14 protein-coding genes are annotated in these 19146 nt (G+C 34.3%); 7 read left to right on the top strand and 7 right to left on the bottom strand.

All coding sequences use genetic code 11. The annotated features are described in order from the left end of the window. The first annotated feature begins 234 nt into the window (after positions 1–234). The 5 genes from HGD76_RS03840 (at position 235) to HGD76_RS03860 (ending at position 9056) form a co-directional block, all read left to right on the top strand. On the top strand, positions 235–3210 hold the full coding sequence (locus HGD76_RS03840; RefSeq protein WP_168695016.1) for a helicase-related protein: 2976 nt from the start codon (positions 235–237) through the stop codon (positions 3208–3210). Positions 3211–3230: 20 nt separating this feature from the next. Continuing rightward, the gene (locus HGD76_RS03845; protein WP_233467031.1) at positions 3231–3845 is read left to right on the top strand and encodes a type I restriction endonuclease; all 615 of its coding nucleotides are present in this window, start codon (positions 3231–3233) and stop codon (positions 3843–3845) included. Positions 3846–3914: 69 nt separating this feature from the next. Continuing rightward, complete coding sequence (locus HGD76_RS03850; protein ID WP_168695017.1) at positions 3915–8204, top strand: Eco57I restriction-modification methylase domain-containing protein; 4290 nt, start codon at positions 3915–3917, stop codon at positions 8202–8204. Between the two features lie 85 nt (positions 8205–8289). Then, positions 8290–8793 carry a hypothetical protein gene (locus HGD76_RS03855; RefSeq protein WP_168695018.1) on the top strand — a complete coding sequence of 168 codons (504 nt, stop codon included), beginning with the start codon at positions 8290–8292 and terminating at the stop codon, positions 8791–8793. Between the two features lie 14 nt (positions 8794–8807). After that, positions 8808–9056 carry an EVE domain-containing protein gene (locus HGD76_RS03860; RefSeq protein WP_168695019.1) on the top strand — a complete coding sequence of 83 codons (249 nt, stop codon included), beginning with the start codon at positions 8808–8810 and terminating at the stop codon, positions 9054–9056. Between the two features lie 190 nt (positions 9057–9246). Here HGD76_RS03860 and HGD76_RS03865 read toward each other — a convergent pair whose 3' ends face one another. From HGD76_RS03865 to HGD76_RS03880, 4 genes are all read right to left on the bottom strand, one after another. Next, complete coding sequence (locus tag HGD76_RS03865; protein ID WP_168694529.1) at positions 9247–9531, bottom strand: hypothetical protein; 285 nt, start codon at positions 9529–9531, stop codon at positions 9247–9249. Between the two features lie 173 nt (positions 9532–9704). Next, positions 9705–10652 (bottom strand): polysaccharide deacetylase family protein, encoded by a 948-nt coding sequence (locus tag HGD76_RS03870; RefSeq protein ID WP_168695020.1) that lies wholly within the window; start codon positions 10650–10652, stop codon positions 9705–9707. A 317-nt stretch (positions 10653–10969) separates the two neighbouring features. Continuing rightward, positions 10970–11338, bottom strand: a complete 369-nt coding sequence (locus tag HGD76_RS03875; RefSeq protein WP_168695021.1) for an EamA family transporter — start codon at positions 11336–11338, stop codon at positions 10970–10972. An 83-nt stretch (positions 11339–11421) separates the two neighbouring features. Next, a complete protein-coding gene (locus HGD76_RS03880) occupies positions 11422–12366 on the bottom strand; it encodes a glycosyltransferase family 2 protein (protein WP_168697358.1) in 945 nt (314 codons plus the stop codon). A gap of 41 nt (positions 12367–12407) precedes the next feature. Between HGD76_RS03880 and HGD76_RS03885 the strand changes: the two genes are divergently transcribed. After that, a complete protein-coding gene (locus tag HGD76_RS03885) occupies positions 12408–13940 on the top strand; it encodes an ArnT family glycosyltransferase (protein ID WP_168695022.1) in 1533 nt (510 codons plus the stop codon). 88 nt (positions 13941–14028) lie between these two features. Here the strand turns inward: HGD76_RS03885 and HGD76_RS03890 are convergent, their stop codons facing one another. Together HGD76_RS03890 and HGD76_RS03895 are read right to left on the bottom strand one after the other, a co-directional pair. After that, the gene (locus HGD76_RS03890; RefSeq protein WP_148763551.1) at positions 14029–15273 is read right to left on the bottom strand and encodes a putative hexosyltransferase; all 1245 of its coding nucleotides are present in this window, start codon (positions 15271–15273) and stop codon (positions 14029–14031) included. Then, a complete protein-coding gene (locus tag HGD76_RS03895; protein WP_233467032.1) occupies positions 15270–16850 on the bottom strand; it encodes a hypothetical protein in 1581 nt (526 codons plus the stop codon). Before HGD76_RS03895 ends, HGD76_RS03890 begins: the two co-directional genes overlap by 4 nt. 191 nt (positions 16851–17041) lie before the next feature. Here HGD76_RS03895 and HGD76_RS03900 point away from each other — a divergent pair, with 191 nt between their 5' ends. Then, positions 17042–17650: a Uma2 family endonuclease gene (locus HGD76_RS03900; protein WP_148763549.1), complete on the top strand. Its 609-nt coding sequence runs from the start codon at positions 17042–17044 to the stop codon at positions 17648–17650. Between the two features lie 25 nt (positions 17651–17675). Here HGD76_RS03900 and HGD76_RS03905 read toward each other — a convergent pair whose 3' ends face one another. After that, positions 17676–18998: a putative hexosyltransferase gene (locus tag HGD76_RS03905; protein WP_210967718.1), complete on the bottom strand. Its 1323-nt coding sequence runs from the start codon at positions 18996–18998 to the stop codon at positions 17676–17678. Between the last annotated feature and the right edge of the window lie 148 nt (positions 18999–19146).

Here is a 19146-nt window from a genome sequence, read left to right on the forward strand (position 1 = left end):
CCTGTGGAGCGGGCAAACAAGATTGGAAGTCATTCTAAGACCGCGATGAAGCAGGAAATAAACACTAAGATTATCGCTGTCCAGATGTGTCTAGACTTTGGTAATTTTGGGTAAGTTTTATAGAACGGCAAATGGAGTCTCAACACAGTTGCATTTTTCCCTGTCGGATATGGGATATCCAGATAGCTGAAACTGTTCCCTGTTCCCTGTTCCCTCCCCTCACAGACAACTTTTATGGCTTACGCCACGCTACGCTATCAGCAAACCCTACTTAATTTTGATTTACTACTTGCTGCTCAAGCTCATCAAGAAAAAACTCTCTTATTGAAAGATGGAACAACTGAAAAGGTAGATTTCAAGCAATATCTAATTCAGGAAATTGAAAAAATATTTATTAAATATACTCCCAGAGATATTTACTACAAGATATTATTTGAGTTATTTGGTAATCAAGTTTTAGAAATTGACAATGATCCAGACTTTAATCGTCAAGTTGGTAGATTAGAAAATACTGCTATTTTTTCTGCTCTTTATGAATTTCAAAAAAAGGGTGTTCTCAGTCTAATTAGAATGTTGCAAAAATATGATGGAGCTATTTTAGCAGATGCGGTAGGTTTAGGAAAAACTTGGAGTGCTTTGGCTGTACTGAAGTTTTTTCAAATGCAAGGACGGGAAGTTATATTACTTTGTCCTAAAAAGTTAGAGAGTAATTGGAGACGCTATAAGGAAGATCAAGCATCAAAATTTGAATCTGATAAACTGAAATTTTTTATTCGTTTTCATACCGATATGAACAGCGATCGCCTAAATTCCTATAGCGATCGCGCTGATAAGTTTTTTTGTGATGACAAACCCAAATTAATTGTCATTGATGAAAGTCATAATCTCAGAAATGATAAATCTAGTCGTTATAAATTTTTAGTTGATGAAATTTTAAAAAATAATCAAGATATCAAAGTTTTACTAATATCTGCAACTCCCATTAATAATTCTCTAAATGATGTAAGAAATCAATTTAAGTTAATGGTTCAAGGTGATATACATGGCTATGATAGCAAATTAGGTGTAAAAAACATTGATTATTGCTTTAAACAAGCACAGACTATATTTAACGAGTGGCGCAGAGATACAAAACCTCAAATCGGTAATTTTATTAAAAAGCTCTCAGACAATGATTTTTTTAGGTTAACAGATTCTCTATTAGTTGCGAGAACTAGAAAAATGGTGGAAGGTCAACAGACAAATTTACTATTTCCTACTAAGACAAAGCCTAAAAATTTATTTGTCACACCACATCAACTTGGTAATTTTGAAACCTTTGAGGAATTGTTTGATCATTTTCCACCAATGTTATCAGGATATCAGCCAGCTTTTTATTTAGATGATGAATCAGATAATAAAAAAGACGCTAAGAAAGATATATTACGTGATGAAAAATCACGCGATCGCTTTTTAGTGAAAATGATTTATATTTTGATGGTTAAGCGATTAGAGTCTTCTTGGTTTTCCTTTTACTCAACAGTAGAAAAAATCAAAGATCATCATCAAAATGCTTTAGATAAAATTAAAGCATATCAAGCAAACAAGGTAAAAACCTTATTATTAGAAGATGATGTTTATACTTTAGAAAATGAAAATGATGAAAATGATGATTTTACTCAAATAGTGGAAGAATATACATTAGGTGACAAACGCCCTATCAGTATTGCAGAAATTGATCAATCTGGTAATTTAGATAAGTTTAAAGAGGATCTCAAAAAAGATTTAGACGCTCTCGATAAGCTGTATATTAATTTACAAAAATTTGAGATCAAAATTGATAAAGAAATTCAAAAATCCCAGCAGTTTAAATCCTGTGATGATAAGTTAGAAAGACTGATTATAGAGATTATCAAAAAGCGTAAATCAGGAGCAAATAACCATAATCAAAAAGTAGTAATTTTTACAGTTTATCGTGATACAGCGATGTATTTATTTAACCAACTTCAAGCTAGAGGTTTTGATAAAATTGCGATCGCATCAGGAACAGGTTCATACTCCGATGATAGCCAACAAAAACAGAAAATGGAGGCTATTCTGGAAAGATTTGCACCCTATACAAAGCTATTTTGTGAAAAAGAATGGGCTTTTACCTCTGAAAAATCAGGTCTTGAAGCTTTTGCAGCATGGCAAGAATGGGTTAAAGATAATCACCCTGAAACTTACCACAAACTCAAGAAACCCATAGATATTTTGATTGCTACGGATGCTTTAAGTGAAGGGCAAAATTTACAAGATGCTGATATGGTAATTAATTATGATATTCATTGGAATCCTGTACGAATTATCCAACGTATGGGTAGAATTGATCGGTTAGGTAGTCCTAATCAAGAAATTTTTGGGATTAACTTTTGGCCATCAGATAATATTAATTCCTATCTGAATTTACAAGGAAGAATTGAACAGCGTATGGCAGCGATGAAGTTGGCAGGAGCAGAGGTGGATCATCAATTTTCTGATAGTTTTGCCAAGATGGTTCATGATGAAGAATTTGATCAAAAAATGAATGATCTGATGATGCGACAAATGCAAACTACATGGGATGATATTGAAGTTAGTAATCAAGGTTTAGGCTTTGATAGTTTGTCTTTAGAGCGATATCGTCAGGATTTATTAGCAGAATTTAATCGTGATAAAGATAAATATCGCCAAATGCCAAAAGGTGTATATACAGGATTTACAGTAGTGCAGAAATCTGGTATTCATGATGATTTGAATGATAATTTGCATGATGGTATTATTGCTTTGTTGGGGTATCCTGCCAAACCAGCTAAAAAATTAGATCATCAATATCAAGTGTTTGATTTAATTTACATTGATAAATCAGGTAAATTAATTTTAAAAAATCAAAAAGAAGTTTTAGATTTGCTAACCTTATATAAGGATAACGAGCGTTTTGTTCCTGATGCAATTGATCGCGGTGAAGCGGTGGCAGTCGCAGAGTTAGTAAACGCGCTTAAAACTTGGTTAACCAGTCAAGCAGTACAAGAGGAGCAAATGGAAGATGGTTCTGTCAAAAAGACGATGGGTAATGAAACTCTGGGAATTTTGCAAGGTTTAAAAAGAGGTAATAAGGCTTCTATAGATAGAATTAAGCAAAATGTTACAGTTGATGGTAAATATCAGCTAAGTAATTTCGATTTAATCAGTTGGGTATTAGTTACAGTATAAATTTTTGGGAGTAAATAACTATGACTATTGCAGTTACAGAAAATATTCAATCACTTTATGATGTAGAGACAAAGTTAGGACTAAGGCGATCGCATGATCCAGACTTTTTCATGGAATGGTGTAGAGATTTTGAAGAATTAGAAGATACCGAAAAAACAACTCTAGATCGGATCAAAAGGTCTTATATATATCATATTAATCAAGGCTTTTTGTCTGAGGGAACGGTAAATTTATTGATGGTTTCACCATTACTATTTTTGGCAGGTTTTCTGGAATCACCTTTTAGTTTGCGAAGTGAACAGTCAGTTGAGATTAGCGATTATGATGGTAGTGTTACTTATCACGGAAGAATTGATGCTTTAGTTTTAAATAACAACTTATGGATAGTTTTAGTGGAAGCAAAGCGTTCTAGTTTTTCATTTTTAGTGGCAGTACCACAAGCTCTTACCTACATGACAGCAAGCCCAAATGGTGATAAACCAACTTATGGACTCGTTACCAACGGCGATCATTTTATGTTTGTTAAGCTGCAACAATCTCAATACGATCTTTCTGATGATTTTTCACTTTTTAAGCGATCGAGTAATGAACTCTATCGCGTGCTGCAAATTCTCAAATCCTTCCAGAATCTATAAATAATGAATTTGATCACGGATTAAATGGATTACACAGATTGCACGGATTAACTAATTATGGAGTTAACTATGAAACTAACTATTTTTAATGAAATGGATTTTTTACCCGCTTTAAAGACTTTTTTTAGTGGGCTAAATGTACCTATTAATTATATAGATGATAAGCCAACTTCGGCAAAGGAAATATTACAGAATACCTATAAGGATAATGATTCTTTTAGGTTAATTAATGATGTTTATTTTGTTGGGTTAGTTGATGATGCAGCTTTTAGTAAAAAGCAAGGTTTAGAGATTGATCAAATTAAATCAGATTATGATGGAATTTTGATTTTTGGGGTAACTTTAAGTAATCGTGATCATGGACAATTACCAACGCGGTCGCAATTAGCAGAAATATCACGGGCTTTTAATCGGGAGTTTTGTTATACTCCTGTAGTGATTATTTTTAAGTATGGCGATTATCTAGCATTTGCTAATACTGAAAGATTAAAATATAAGGATAATCGTGAAGGTGAAAAAGCGGGTAAAGTAACTTTATTAAGAGATATTGATATTCAACAACCACATTCAGGACATCAACGTATTTTAGCAGAGTTAGCAATTCCCAAAACAGGTAAAGATCGGGTAGATTCTTTTGCTAAATTATATCAATATTGGCAAAAGGTTCTTGATGTTAGTTTGCTAAATAAACAATTTTATCAGGAGGTTTCAGCCTGGTATTTTTACGCTTGTAAACAAGTGGTTTTTCCCAAAGATGCTAAGAATAATCAAGAAAGTTTAATTAGGTTAATTACCCGGTTAATGTTTGTTTGGTTTCTGAAAGAAAAAGGTTTAGTTCCTAATCAATTATTTAATCAAATTGATATTCAATCTATTCTCAAAAGTGTAGAACCCCAGGAAAGTACCTATTACAAAGCCATTTTACAAAACTTGTTTTTTGCCACATTGAATACTGAAGGTAAACGCGAATTTATTAAAGAGAGTTCCGGCGGTCGTAATTCCCAGCACATGGTACATAATGTATTTCGCTACAAGGATTATTTTCAAGATCCTGATGGGGTAATTGATCGTTATTTTGCAGATATTCCCTTTTTAAATGGTGGTTTATTTGAATGTTTAGATGTTCCTGCACAAAAGGATAAACCTGACACAGCAAAAAGAATTGATGGGTTTAGTAATCATTCTTCTAATGTGTTATCTGTGCCAAATGAATTATTTTTTGGTGATTTTCAAGATGTGGATCTTAATGCCGATTTTGGTACAAGTCGCAAGAAATATCGAGTACGGGGTTTATTAGAAATATTTAAAAGCTATAAGTTTACTATTGCTGAAAATACGCCCTTTGAGGAAGATGTGGCGCTTGATCCTGAATTATTAGGACAAGTATTTGAGAATCTTTTAGCGGCTTATAATCCTGAGACACAAACAACAGCTAGAAAACAAACAGGTTCTTTTTATACGCCCCGTGAGATTGTTAATTACATGGTGGATGAAAGTTTAATTGCTTATTTTAAGAGTTGTTTGCCCTCACCCCCAGCCCCTCTCCCTAGGGGAGAGGGGAGCAAGATTCTTACTCCCCCTTCTCCCCAGGGAGAAGGGGGCAGGGGGGATGAGGGCGATCGCATTACTGGTAAGTTACGGTTAATTCCTAAAACATTGTTGATCAGAGCAAGAGAGCTAAGGCAAACCCAAACCCCTGCGGAACAAGTGCTTTGGGAATGTTTACGCGATCGCCGTCTTTGTGATGCAAAATTTCGTCGTCAACACAATATTGGGCGATTTATTGCTGATTTTTACTGTCACAGTGCCAAATTAGTCATTGAACTAGACGGAAGTGTTCATAACTCACAAGTTGAGCAAGATCAAGAAAGAGATGCTTGGATGCGATCGCAGGGAATTACAGTTTTACGTTTTCGTAATCAGGAAGTTTTTGATGATTTAGAGAGAGTTTTACTGAGAATTGCTGAGATTTTGCCCTCACCCCCAGCCCCTCTCCCTGGGGGAGAGGGGAGCAAGATGGGAGAGGGGAGCAAGACTCTTACCCCCCCTTCTCCCCAGGGAGAAGGGGGCAGGGGGGATGAGGCCAAACTTCGCCATTTACTTTCTTATACCGATGAGCCACACCAGTTTACAGAATCAGAAGTGGAGCGTTTAATTGAGTCCATTGATAATTGCAAAATTCTTGATCCTGCTTGTGGTTCGGGAGCTTTTCCGATGGGAATTTTGCAGAAAATGGTACATATTTTAGCAAAACTCGATCCGCGTAATCTAAATTGGAAACAGAGACAAATTGATCGACTTAATCAATTAATTATTGATGCAGAAGATATTGAGGATGAAAAAACACGGACAGATACATTAGCTAATCTGGAAGCACAAAAAGAGAATTTAGAACGGGCATTTGCGCGTAATGGTTTAGACTATGGACGCAAGTTATTTTTGATTCAAAATTGTATTTATGGGGTAGATATTCAAGCCATTGCTGTGCAAATTGCTAAGTTAAGATTTTTTATCTCTTTGATTATTGATCAAGAAGAAGATCAAGATGAAACAAATCGAGGAATTTTACCTTTACCGAACTTAGAAACGAAATTTGTAGCCGCAAATTCATTAATTGGAGTTACCAAAGTACAACAATTATCAATTTTTGATACTCAAGAAATTCAAGCAAAACAAAGGCGATTGGAACGGTTACGACGGGATCATTTCTTTGCTAAAAGTTTGGAAACAAAGCGGAAGAAACGCCAGGAAGATGAGCGTTTATCTCAGGAAATTGGTGAGATTTTGCGGCGCAATAAGTCGCCAAATGTGGAATCGTTGCAATCATGGAAACCTTATGATCAAAATGCTTCCGCAGACTTTTTTGATCCTGAGTGGATGTTTGGGATTAAAGACGGTTTTGATATTTGTATTGGTAATCCGCCTTATGTAAGACAAGAACAAATTAAAGAGTTAAAACCTCTATTTAAGCAAAATTTTCAATGTTTTACAGGTGTTGCTGACTTGTTTGTTTATTTCTTTGAACGTGGTTATTATTTGTTAAAAACTGGCGGTGTATTGAGTTATATCTGCTCAAATAAATATTTTCGTTCGGGTTATGGCGAAAAGTTGCGCGATTTTCTTGGTAAAAATACAACCATTCAGCAGCTTATTGATTTTGGTGATACGGATGTTTTTACAGCTATTGCTTATCCCAGTATTATTTTATTTAGCAAGGAAAAAGCTAGTAAAGATGCACAGTTTAAAGCACTTTCTTGGCAACAAACAGAAGCATTAAATGAGTTTCCAACGGTGTTTAATGCTCAAAATTTCTTGATGCCACAATCTGCACTTAAAGCTGATGGTTGGAGGTTGGAAAATACACAGGTTTTAGATTTATTAGCAAAGTTAAGAAATGCTGGTAAGCCTTTGGGTGAATATGTCAACGGTAAATTTTATTATGGGATTAAGACAGGTTTTAATGAGGCTTTTGTAATTGATCGAGAAACAAGAGATAAATTAATTGCTGAACATCCATCATCTGCGGAAGTAATTAAGCCTTTTTTACGAGGTCGTGATGTTAAAAGATGGTGTGTTGATTATCAAGATTTATATTTGATTTTCACAAAAAAAGGATTAAATATCGAAAAATATCCTGCAATTGAAAATCATCTTAGTCAATACAAAGATAAACTTGAGATGAGGGCTGGAGATTATAAATGGTTTGAATTACAAGCTTCTCCTGCTGAAGTAAATCGTTTTGAATATAGAAAAATTGTTTATCCTGATATTGCATCTAGCTGTGAGTTTGCATTTGATAATAATTCTATTTTTCCTGACTGTACCCTCTTTTGTATTCCATCAGAATCAGAATATTTATTAGGATTTCTTAATTCAAGTATTATTCAATTTTTTATTAGTCAAATTTGTCCTGCTATTCGAGGAAATTTTAGACGATTCAAATCTATCTATGTTTCTCAAATCCCCATCCCCACCGCCACCGCAGCAGAACAAAAAGCAATAGAAACCCTTGTAAGCTATGTTCTCCACCTCACCGCCGCCCTCAAAGACATTTCTAATCATCCCACAACTTTAGATCAATCCGTCACCGATAAGCGTATGAATAGGTACTTCGAGGAAATCATTGATGCTCTAGTGATGGAGCTATATTTACCTGAAGAACTACACACACATGATAAATATTTCATGCGTTATATCTTATCAGAAAATCTACCCACCTTAGAAACAATTCCAGGCGACAAAATAGAAAAACTGCGGCAAATATTTGGTCAACTATTTGACAAGGAGCATCCAATACGGCATAACCTATTTTTACTAAATACCATTCCCGTTGTTCGTATCATTGAGGGTAAATTATGAGAATCAAAGAAATTAAAATTAAGAATTTTCGTGGTTTCAATAAAGTTCATCCGATTAATCTACATGAATAGAGTGGTTTGAAACTTTGTGTGAGCATTTTGTTGAACCAAACAAAGCCAAGTGGAAAGCTTTTGAATTTTACTGTGCTGATGATGCAGAATTAGAATTACCAATTTTTGCCGAGAGAGGAAAAGGTAGAGATGAATATATCAAACGCGCTGAGGAGTATTATGCAGCGAACGATTACAAAGCCGCAGCCGTATATACTCGTAGTGCCTATGAAGCAATTTTAAAATTCTTTTGTGCTAAACATAATGTTCCTGTCCCCTATGTTTCTAAACCTAAAGACTTAAAGGCTGATCAATTATGGAATGCTGTGAAAAGCTATATATCAGGACACCAAAAAGTAATAAATAAGAGAACTGGAGATAAAGAAGACTACCTAGATTCAAAAACAATAAGTCATGTTGAAAAAGCAAATCGAAGAATCCTAAACCCTCTTAGCCACTCTCGTCCTGTGCCAACATACCGCCGAGAAGTTCAGTATGCGATCGCAGTTGTTAAAAAGCTATATGATAGACTCCAGTGATTCATATACAGTGTATGGAAAAGATATCATGGATGCGATGCGATCGCCACTTAATCCGTGATTCAGATCGTTTATTAAAATATATAATAATATGGTTAAGCGTCACCTTTGAGCCAGTGCAAACCTTTGAGAAACCAGTAATATTAAGCCAGATCAAAGAAACTCCAGAATTAGCAAATATTGGCTTACTCAAACAGCCAAGACTCTCAGTAATGCCATTAACTAAAGCTGAGTTTGAGTTGATTATAAAATTAGCAAATTAAAAAGTCTGAATCACGGATTATATGGATTACGCTGATTACACGGATTTTTTTGATTTGCTAAGATAACCAAAATCTGTGAAATCCTTTAATCTATAAAATCCGTGATTCTAACCTTGTTTTTAGCCATTCACTCATCACTCAGGCTTACTCAGGAAAGACGATCGCTCTCATCATTAGTATAATCCCTTATTCAAAACAGACTCAACTGCTTTCCCACATCACCTTGAGGCTCAACAACCGAAAGTAACTCATCTCGTTTTTTAGCCATCAACTCCAAATAATACCCACTGGAATAAGCTTCAGAATTAGTGAACCCCTTAATTCCTTGATAAAACGTCACAACATCCCCACTCGTTGCGTATTTGGAGATGTCTACTTTATCTGTATTTATCCTGTTTATCCTTTCATCTTTTTTGTCTGAATCAGGATGTCCAGGATTTAAGGATTTACAGGATTTAATTACGATTATGTGCATCTTTATCCAGAATTGGTATAAGCTGAGAAACATTTAATTTGCATAATTAAAACAGGCAGGATGCCTGTTCCACAAGAGTTTTAGTTGTGAGCAATATACAATCTAAATGTCCAACAGCTTATTCATCCTGTTCATCCTTTAATCCTGGGTATCCTGATTCTGACATTATTTATTTAAGGCTTCTTAGGTTTTTGAGGTTTTTGAGATTTTGTTTTATTGTGGGCAATTAACTGTGGATATTGATCTTGCATTTCTAACAGTTCGGGAACAGTGACAAATTCATAACCCTGTTTACGGAACTTGCTAATGATTTCAGGTAAGGCTGTGACAGTATGAGAGCGATTACCACCCCCATCGTGCATTAACACAATTCCACCAGGTTTAGCTTCCCTAAATATATTGTTAATTAATCTTGGTATACCAGGACGAGCATAGTCCATGGAATCAGCAGACCACATAATAATGGCATATTTATTACTTTTGGCGTAAGCTGCCACCCCATTACTCATAATCCCTCCTGGTGGCCGGAACAGTCTGGTTTTCACCCCTGTAGTTTGATAAATGATGTCTCCTGTATTAGCAACTTCGTAAGCCGCTGCCTGGGCATTCATGTGATGATACCAATGATGCCAGGTATGGTTAGCGATAATATGACCTTCTGCAACTACCCGTTTTGTTAAGTCAGGATAAGTTTTGACATTTTGGCCAACAACAAAGAATGTGCCTTTGATCTTATTTTTTTTGAGAATATCTAATACTTTTGCCGTACTATTAGGCCAAGGGCCATCATCAAACGTTAAGGCAATAACTTTTTTTCCTGGAGGAAGTTTAGCTTCGCTAATCACAATCCCTTGGAAGTTAGATGGTACATCAGTAGCAAACCCTTTGGCTTGTGCTTCTTGTTGCCAACTGGTGAGCATTTCTGTTTTAAATTCCTCTAACCGCTGCTGAGTTTTGACATTAGCAGCAATATCTTTATTTTTAACAATGACGTTTTGGTTTTGAGCATCAGAGATTTTCGCTTTGAATAGAATCATCAAAGCAATGCTTAAAGTACCAGTTAGTCCAATTAATCCAATTAATATTCCCTGCGTTCCCAAAAATGACTTATTATTTTCCACAGTGTAACTCCTTGAAGGGGTGAGCAACCAATGATGGTAGTGATGGCTCTGACGGTAGGTTATAACACATTTTTCTAAAAATTGAGGATGTATTTAGGTATTCACGTATATTGTGTTGCTTGGACGCATGATTTACTATTAAAGAAAAAGTTATTTTTTCCTCAATGCCATGAGTAGTTAGATGATAATTAACTGAATATAGTTTCTCATTGGTGAATGATATTTGGTAGTTACGTTAGCTACTATTCTAGCCTTGAGCGGAGATATTTTTATCACCGATTGATAACTTTTCAATGTTAGTTTATTTTGTCTTGAGTTTATTTTTTCCAAACTACTAATATCACCCCAGTGACAATCAAACCTAATCCAAAAACACGGGTTAAAAAAATAGGTTCTTTTAAAATAAAGTACCCCAGGAATACAGAAAATATATAACCAACTGATACGGCTGGTGCAGCAACACTCAGATTGACTCTGGTTAGTAGTAAGATATAGGCTACTGCACCAATACCATAACAGGTTAATCCTAATAAAAGTTCCGGGATGGTGATCATGTTGAGAATGAGACTAATAATATTCCCTCCATGCACTTTACCTAATTTGATTGCTCCCATTTTTAAAGAAAATTGTCCTGCTACACTGATGAGGACGGAGATTAACAGTAAAATAAATTCTGGTATTGACACTGAATATTACCTTAACTTTATTGATTGAATATTATGCTTTGCTGCCATACCTTTGCCTCAAAATCAAACCAGATTTTTATATTTCAGGTTTTTGTAAACCCTCCAGTTTCCTTTAATGTATAAAGAGGACGACCTTTTACTTCTTCGTATATTCGGCCAATGTATTCACCTAAAATCCCAATACAAATTAATTGAACTGAACCTAAGAAAAACATGGAAATTGTAATTAATGTGTAACCAATTAAGTGAGATACTGGGGCAAAGATTCGCCAATAAAGCACTAATATTATCATAATCATAGCGATCGCAGCGGAGATAATCCCTAAGTAGGTTGCTAGTCGTAAAGGAACTGTGGAAAAAGAAATAATACCATCAATTGCTAAAGATAAAGATTTACCAAAGGTATATTTTACATCTCCTGCAAAGCGAGGGTTTCTTTCAAAAAGTACAGAGGTTTGTCGAAAACCTACCCAAGCACGTAAACCGCGAATGTAGCGATTGCGTTCAGGCATAGAATTCAATATATCTACTACTTGTCTATCCATTAAGCAAAAATCTCCTGTATCCACAGGAATATCAACTTTAGCCAAGCGTCGAAGAATGCGATAAAAAAGATATGCTGTCAAGCGTTTTAGTCGGCTTTCTTGTTGACGAGATATTCTTTGAGCATATACTACTTGGTATTCTTGATGCCATTTTTCGATCATTGTTAAAATTAGTTCTGGTGGATCTTGGAGATCGGCATCCATAACAATGATACATTTGCCTTGGACAAAGTTCAAACCAGCGGTAACGGCGATTTGATGCCCAAAATTCCGGGCTAGACTGAGGTAATGGACTCGATTATCACGATGATGTAATTCGCGCATCATCTTTAAAGAGCGATCGCGGCTACCATCATCAATTAAAATTAGTTCAACATCTCCGTCTAACTGTTCCATGACATGATGTAACCTACGATACATCTCATTGATGTTTTCTTCTTCGTTATAAATGGGGATAATTAGGGAGTAGATAGGCTGATTCATCATCATAATTAATAATTAAGTTTATTTAACATTTAATAATAATGCGTTCATTCTCACAAAAAGAATACTTTTTCGGCTTACTTTTGGCATCTTTAATTTTATGGCTGATAGGTTTAGGTAATTTACCTTTACGAGATTGGGATGAAGGCACTTATGCTATAGTCGCTAGAGAAATTTACCACACTGGTAACTGGCTTTATCCTACTATACAAGGAGATCCTTTTCTATTAAAACCACCTTTGATGCAATGGTTAATTGCTATTTGCTATCACATAGGAGGAGTGCAAGAATTTACTACTAGATTTCCGGGAGCATTTTTAACAGCTTTAGGAGTTCCTTTACTTTACTTAATTGGACGTTTAGCTTTTAGAGAAAATTTACCAGCTTTATTTTCGGCTTTGGTTTATTTAACATTATTGCCTGTGGTTCGTCATGGTAGATTGGCAATGTTAGATGGGATGACTATTTCCTTTTTCTTATTATTGTTATTTTGTGTTCTCAAAGCGCGTCATGATAAAAAATATGCTCTTGGTATCGGGTTTTGTTTGGGTTTAATTACACTGACTAAGGGAATGTTGGTGGTAGTTTTGGCAGGAATAGCAGGTTTATTTATTCTTGCTAATAAACAATTAGCTATATTAAAAAATCCATTTCTATGGATAGGAATGCTGTTAGGGAATTTCCCTGCTATTGCTTGGTATTTTGCCCAATGGCAACATTATGGCAATATTTTCTTAGAAGTGCATTTTCAATCTCAAGCTTTTGATAGACTGGGAAAAGCTGTGGAAGGGAATACTGGTCCGGTTTGGTATTATTTACTTGAAGTCATAAAATATGGTTTTCCCTGGTTATTGTTTTTGCCAGGAGGTTTATATTTAAGTTGGAAAAACCGTGATACTGCTTGGGGTTGTTTAACTCTGATTGGCACAATTTTTTATTTTGCGATAGTTTCTTTAATGGGTACAAAATTACCTTGGTATATTATGCCCGTATATCCATTTTTAGCTTTAGCAATTGGGGCTAATTTAAGTTATATTTGGCAGGGTGGGAAGTTTAGAAGTAAGTTTTTGACGGGATTTTTCGGATTTTTAATTATTGTTGGTTTAGCTGGTTGTGTTTATTTTAGTATTTTTGATAAACAGCCATTGTTAATTATTATGAGTATTATTTTAGCAATAACTATGGTAATAACATCATGGTTAATTAATCAGCATAATCGGCAATTTATTTCTGTTTTATTTACGGGAATGTATTTAGTTTTCGCACTATTGATGAGTTCTCAATCATGGATTTGGGAGTTAAATGAAAAATTCCCTGTTGTCCCAGTGGCAACATTAATTAAGGATAATGTGCCACCAGGAACACAGATTTATACTTCTTTTCCTGATAGTCGTCCTAGTTTAGACTTTTATAGTGATTGTAAAATTATTCCTGCATCTATTGCCGATTTACAGGATAAGTTTGTTCATAAATCTTATTTGTTGGTGGATAATGAGAATTTGCAGAAAATGAATTTAAAGCAGAGTAAAATCATAGGGGAAGCCAAGGGTTTTAACTTGATTGCTACGAATTAATTTTACTAAGCAGCCATATTTTTTACTGCTTTGTAAATAAATAAACTTTGGTTTCACCATTAATTAAAATAAGTTTTTAGTTGATACTCTAAGCCACCCAAAGATCCCGCGCAAAACGCACGGAGAAGTGTCCTAACAAGATGGCAAAAAAGTACATAATTGGGTATCCCCAACGAGGATAACGTTCAAGTAATAAACCAAATGCTATTGACAGCGATATAATACCATAAGCGTAGCGTTCCGCAGATGCTGTAATCCCCGTATTTAAAATTAATGCCAAGGAAGAAAACCCATAAACAACCGTAACCAGGGGAATTTTATTCCGTGATAACCATAGTAAATAAATCCCACCAAAAACCAGTATTATTTTAAATATTTCATCACCAGTTAATAACCAAAGCAATAGCCATAAAAAATATAATCCATAACGGAATTTCCTATTACCTAGTTTCAGGCGAAAGTGCCATAACAAACAGCCACAAATAATAATTATTAAGAATAACAATGGATGTAAAGGCTCTTTAATATAGCCAAACTCCCAATTAGTAAAACCTACCGTAATTTGCATTAGCATTTTCCACCAACCCTGCAAAGCAAAACCTGTTGCATCACCACGCCATGCTTTTTGTGCATGAATGAAAGCTAAAGCATCACCAAATTTAAGTTGACAATAAAGACTATAAAGAATAATACCTAAACCAGTAGTTAAACTGGCAATATAGGCTTTTATGTCTCTATTCTCTTTCCAAGAAACAAACAGAAAAGCTGGTATTAGTGCCACTCCTGGTACTCGTGTGGCAGTAGATAATACACCCCAAAAAGCTGCCCAAATATATTGTTTTTTTTCAAAAGCTCTTAATGCGGCTATGGTACACAATAAAAATAGCCCTTCAGTGTAAATTACGGTTCCATAGAGGGAATAAGGACACCATGCTAAGGTCGCTGTTGCCCATCTGGCTGGTTTTTGACCATAAAGTTCCTCTACCCAAAAATAAAGTACAATTAAGGCTGATAAAAATGCTATGTTGTTCACCAAAGTGCTGGCAACTTTAAAAGGTAAACCAATAGTCATTACCGCACGAGTTAATAATGGAAATAAAGGAAAAAATGCTACTGTATGAATTTGCTTGACATCACTAGAAAAATCATAACCAGAAGTCACAATTTTCTCATACCAAGAACTATCCCATGCGTGTAAAACATCCCAACTAAATGTGACAGCTATACCATTTTCTGGAACTGGAATTAAAGGAGCAATTATTAACATAGCAACTAATATTAGAAGTCTGCTAGATAGCCACATTGCAATGGGAAACTTATAATTTTTTCTCATAATGATTGTTTGGAAACAGAATATAAATAATATTGCTCATCATAATTAAAGCCTTTTTTAAATTCCTTAATAGGAGAAATCTTTAATTCAGGATGATTAATTTTTAATGGGCTGTTTAAAATCAAAAGGATAGGTTTTGATTGTTTTTTAATAATTTGGCTAAGTTGGCTTAAAATTTCCCCATGATCAACTTCTTGACGTTGAGTAGTAAATAAGACAAAACTACTTATCTTTTGTATTTCTGGATAATAAATCTTGCGATTAATATAACCAGAAATGGGGGACATTGTATAATCTCTACTACCGACAATAGAAATATCATTTAAATTATCTTTATATTGCTCTTTAATATATACAGATGTTTCCTTACTAGATGAAAAAGGAATAATCATGTCTCTACTAAAAGCAAATATTCCTCCTGCCATTTGCACATATAAAATGAACATAATCACAGGTAAATAATAAGGTTTTGTCCATTTAATAGCTTGGATAATATGAGTTTTCAAACTGCGGGGAAATAATTGTAAAAATAAAGATGTTTTAGAATAATAACTAGAAAGCCAAAGGCATACAATCAGTAAAATGTATAAATGTCCATAATGACGTGGAGCGCCTATAAATTTAATGTATGTGAAAACAAGAATTTCAATTGTTCCAAAGCAGTATAGAAAAAGAATAATCGGTTTTTTGATAAATGATATTGTAAAAAATCCGAAAAATGCTAATGAAATAATGGAAAAGAAAAATAGGCTTAATTGTTGAGATTCACCTGGAACTAGAATAATAATATAACTATTCCAGATTCTGGCTAAAGTTTTAGTCAAGTGGTTAAAATCAAAGTTTAATGTAACTCCTGATAAACCTCCAGCTAAGTTACTATCTTGAGGAGGAATCAGTTGAATCAAGGAGATAGTAATTCCAGCTAAAACAATTAAACTACTTAAAATAATATCATATTTCTTAGCTAAAAGGTTTTGATTTAAAGGTGTTTGTAAAATGTACTCTAATGCGAGAGTTATGCTGAATGCAAAAGCTAATAATAAACAATAAGCGTTTGAATTAGCCATTAAAAATAAAATTATTGCAAGTTTAAGATAACTCTGTTTTCGGGTAGGATAGATAGTACAGAATAAAAAACATAATAATAACCCAATTGCATAATTTCTACTAATTAATAAATATTCATAAAAAGGAATATATCCCAAACAAAATAACAACTTTTGTGAATAATTAAATGGTGAATATCGGGTAAATAAATAAACAGATGCTGTAGCTAAACATAGATGAAATATTTGCATAATCACAGGGTTACTTGTGATTTGTTTTAAAATACTTAAACAAATATACCAAACAAAAGGATGTCCTTCATAATGAATGTTATGAAATAATTCAGATAATGATTGACTATCTCTAACAATAAGCCAAACATTTAATTCATCGCGCCACATAGCATGATTAAGAATAGCAGGTAAGCCAATTAGAAAAAATAAAGTAGTGAAAATATTACTAAAAAAAATGCTGTTTTGAGTGAGTTTTTCCCAATAAAAATTTATATTTCTGAATAAACCTATAGTCATTATTTTTCTTTCCATATAACTTGATAATTTAATTTTTACGTATTATCTTACTAACCTAGTAAAATTTACCATACTTTGGTTGAATCTCTGATGCAACAGATGAAAAGTATTAGAAACTTAATAGATAAAAACTGAATCAATAATTATTACTGATATGTTAAACTAACAAACATCGCTTTCTGATCAAAAATATGCAATTAATAGCAAAGCAATATTACACCCCAGAAGAATATCTGGAATTAGAAGCAACTGCTGACTACAAAAGCGAATACATTGACGGACAAATCACTGCTATGGCTGGTGCATCTATAAATCATAACCGGATTACAGGTAATTTTTCTGCTGCACTAAATTTTGCTTTTAAACAACAAGACAAATATGAGGTTTTCAACAGTGATATGCGTCTATGGATACCCCAAAGATTAATATACACTTATCCAGATGTGATTATTATTGCAGATGAGCCAGAATTTTTCAATAATCGGACAGATACAATTACAAATCCCCAGGTAATTATAGAAGTATTATCTAAATCTACCAAAAGTTATGACAGAGAAGATAAATTTGCAGCGTACAGGACAATTTCCACTTTTCAAGAATATCTGTTAATTGATCAAAACCGAATTCATGGAGAACAATTTTCCAAAACTGGGAAAAAAAGATGGAATTTGCGTGAGTATGATGAAGAAGATGAAAACATATCTTTGGAAACGGTATCTTTTGAGATTTCCTTACAAGATTTATATAATAAAGTTAAATTTCCTCATATAAAATCCGCAGTCGAAAATTCTACATCCTGATATTCTCCACTTTAAATATTTCCTCCTATCCTACCCAAATTTCTTGAGCAAAACCTATTGCCAATTTACCAAGTAAGGTGATAAACAAACCCATAACTAAATAAGCTTGACGCGGATAACGAGATAAGCAGATACCAATAGCTGCACTCAGAGGAACGATTCCATAAGCAAGACGACTTAAAGAAATTGTGCCACCAGAGGCTAAAAGTAAACCAATACCACAAAAACCATAAACTACCATAACTGGAGTTAGTTGCTGACGGAAATACCATAAAAGGTAGGTACTACCTAATATCATAGATACATTCATTAAATTATTTATTAATCCCTGATCGGCAATTATTAATGATAATATGATTATCGCATAACCAGCATAGAATATCAATGGATTGAAATATTTTCGCCAATAGAATAAACAAGAAGAACTAATTACAATTAAACCAAAAAATAGCGGATACCAAAAGTCTTTAATCCCGCCTTCATCATTCTCAACCCAACCAAAATACCAATTGTTGCCAAAGGGAATTTGCATAAACATATTTAACCAACCTTCCCAATCAAAACCTAAGGAAGGCCGCCATCCTTTTTGTGCAGCAATAAAGGCTAAAAAATCATTAAAATTCAATTTACAATAGACACTAAATATTAACAACCCTGTGGCAGATAATAAACCTGCAATATAGGCAGTTAATGGTTTATTTTGTTTCCAAGCAGTAATTAAAAATGCGGGAATTAATGCCATACCTGTGGGACGTGTTGCTGTGGCCATTGCCCCACAAATTGCTGTCCAAACATATTGTTTTTGATCAAAGGCACGTAAAGCCATTGTACTCAATAACAAATACAATCCTTCTGTATAAATTACCCCCGTAAATAGAGACATAGGACAGTAAGCCATGACAGAAATTGTCCAATGGGCTGCGCTGATACCACATTGTTTTTTCACCCAAGAATATAAAAAATAAAGTGTTCCTAGAAATGCTAAATTATTGATAATTAATCCAGCTAATTCAAAAGGAAACCCGAATTTCATGAAGATAAAAATGCTGACAGGAAATAGGGGGAAAAATGCCAAATTATGTTGCTTGCCATCATCAACAAATTCGTAACCTTCAGTGGAAATTGCTCGATAATGGACACTATCCCAAGCATCAAAAATTCCCCAGCCAAAATGAGGCGTAATCCCATCTTGTAATGCTGGTAAATTGGGGGCAATGAATAACATAGCAGTCCCAATAAATATGCGACTCACAAGCCACATAGACGCAGGAAATAAGAAATCATCTGTCCAGATAAATTTGGTGATGGCTGCGACGAGCGTAGATATCGCCATTTGCGCTTTAACCATAGGCTTATGCTTTTTTCTGACTTTGAGATAATGACAATGTTAGTTTTAACTGTTTTGCTTACATCCCCACCCTCAATGTACTGATATGGTGGGGATGTAAGCAAGTCAAAAACGAAACGTCTGGATAATTAATTTTCAACAAAGTTGA

The organism is Dolichospermum flos-aquae CCAP 1403/13F (genome assembly GCF_012516395.1).
In the GTDB taxonomy this organism is placed as follows: domain Bacteria; phylum Cyanobacteriota; class Cyanobacteriia; order Cyanobacteriales; family Nostocaceae; genus Dolichospermum; species Dolichospermum lemmermannii.

What these genes read in the sequence shown, in the direction of transcription:
- HGD76_RS03905 (WP_210967718.1), bottom strand. Translation starts at nt 18,998, where the DNA reads ATGGTTAAAGCGCAAATGGCGATATCTACGCTCGTCGCAGCCATCACC.
- HGD76_RS03850 (WP_168695017.1), top strand. Translation starts at nt 3,915, where the DNA reads ATGAAACTAACTATTTTTAATGAAATGGATTTTTTACCCGCTTTAAAG.
- HGD76_RS03885 (WP_168695022.1), top strand. Translation starts at nt 12,408, where the DNA reads ATGCGTTCATTCTCACAAAAAGAATACTTTTTCGGCTTACTTTTGGCA.
- HGD76_RS03900 (WP_148763549.1), top strand. Translation starts at nt 17,042, where the DNA reads ATGCAATTAATAGCAAAGCAATATTACACCCCAGAAGAATATCTGGAA.
- HGD76_RS03845 (WP_233467031.1), top strand. Translation starts at nt 3,231, where the DNA reads ATGACTATTGCAGTTACAGAAAATATTCAATCACTTTATGATGTAGAG.
- HGD76_RS03895 (WP_233467032.1), bottom strand. Translation starts at nt 16,850, where the DNA reads ATGACTATAGGTTTATTCAGAAATATAAATTTTTATTGGGAAAAACTC.
- HGD76_RS03890 (WP_148763551.1), bottom strand. Translation starts at nt 15,273, where the DNA reads ATGAGAAAAAATTATAAGTTTCCCATTGCAATGTGGCTATCTAGCAGA.
- HGD76_RS03865 (WP_168694529.1), bottom strand. Translation starts at nt 9,531, where the DNA reads ATGCACATAATCGTAATTAAATCCTGTAAATCCTTAAATCCTGGACAT.
- HGD76_RS03880 (WP_168697358.1), bottom strand. Translation starts at nt 12,366, where the DNA reads ATGAATCAGCCTATCTACTCCCTAATTATCCCCATTTATAACGAAGAA.
- HGD76_RS03860 (WP_168695019.1), top strand. Translation starts at nt 8,808, where the DNA reads ATGGAAAAGATATCATGGATGCGATGCGATCGCCACTTAATCCGTGAT.
- HGD76_RS03840 (WP_168695016.1), top strand. Translation starts at nt 235, where the DNA reads ATGGCTTACGCCACGCTACGCTATCAGCAAACCCTACTTAATTTTGAT.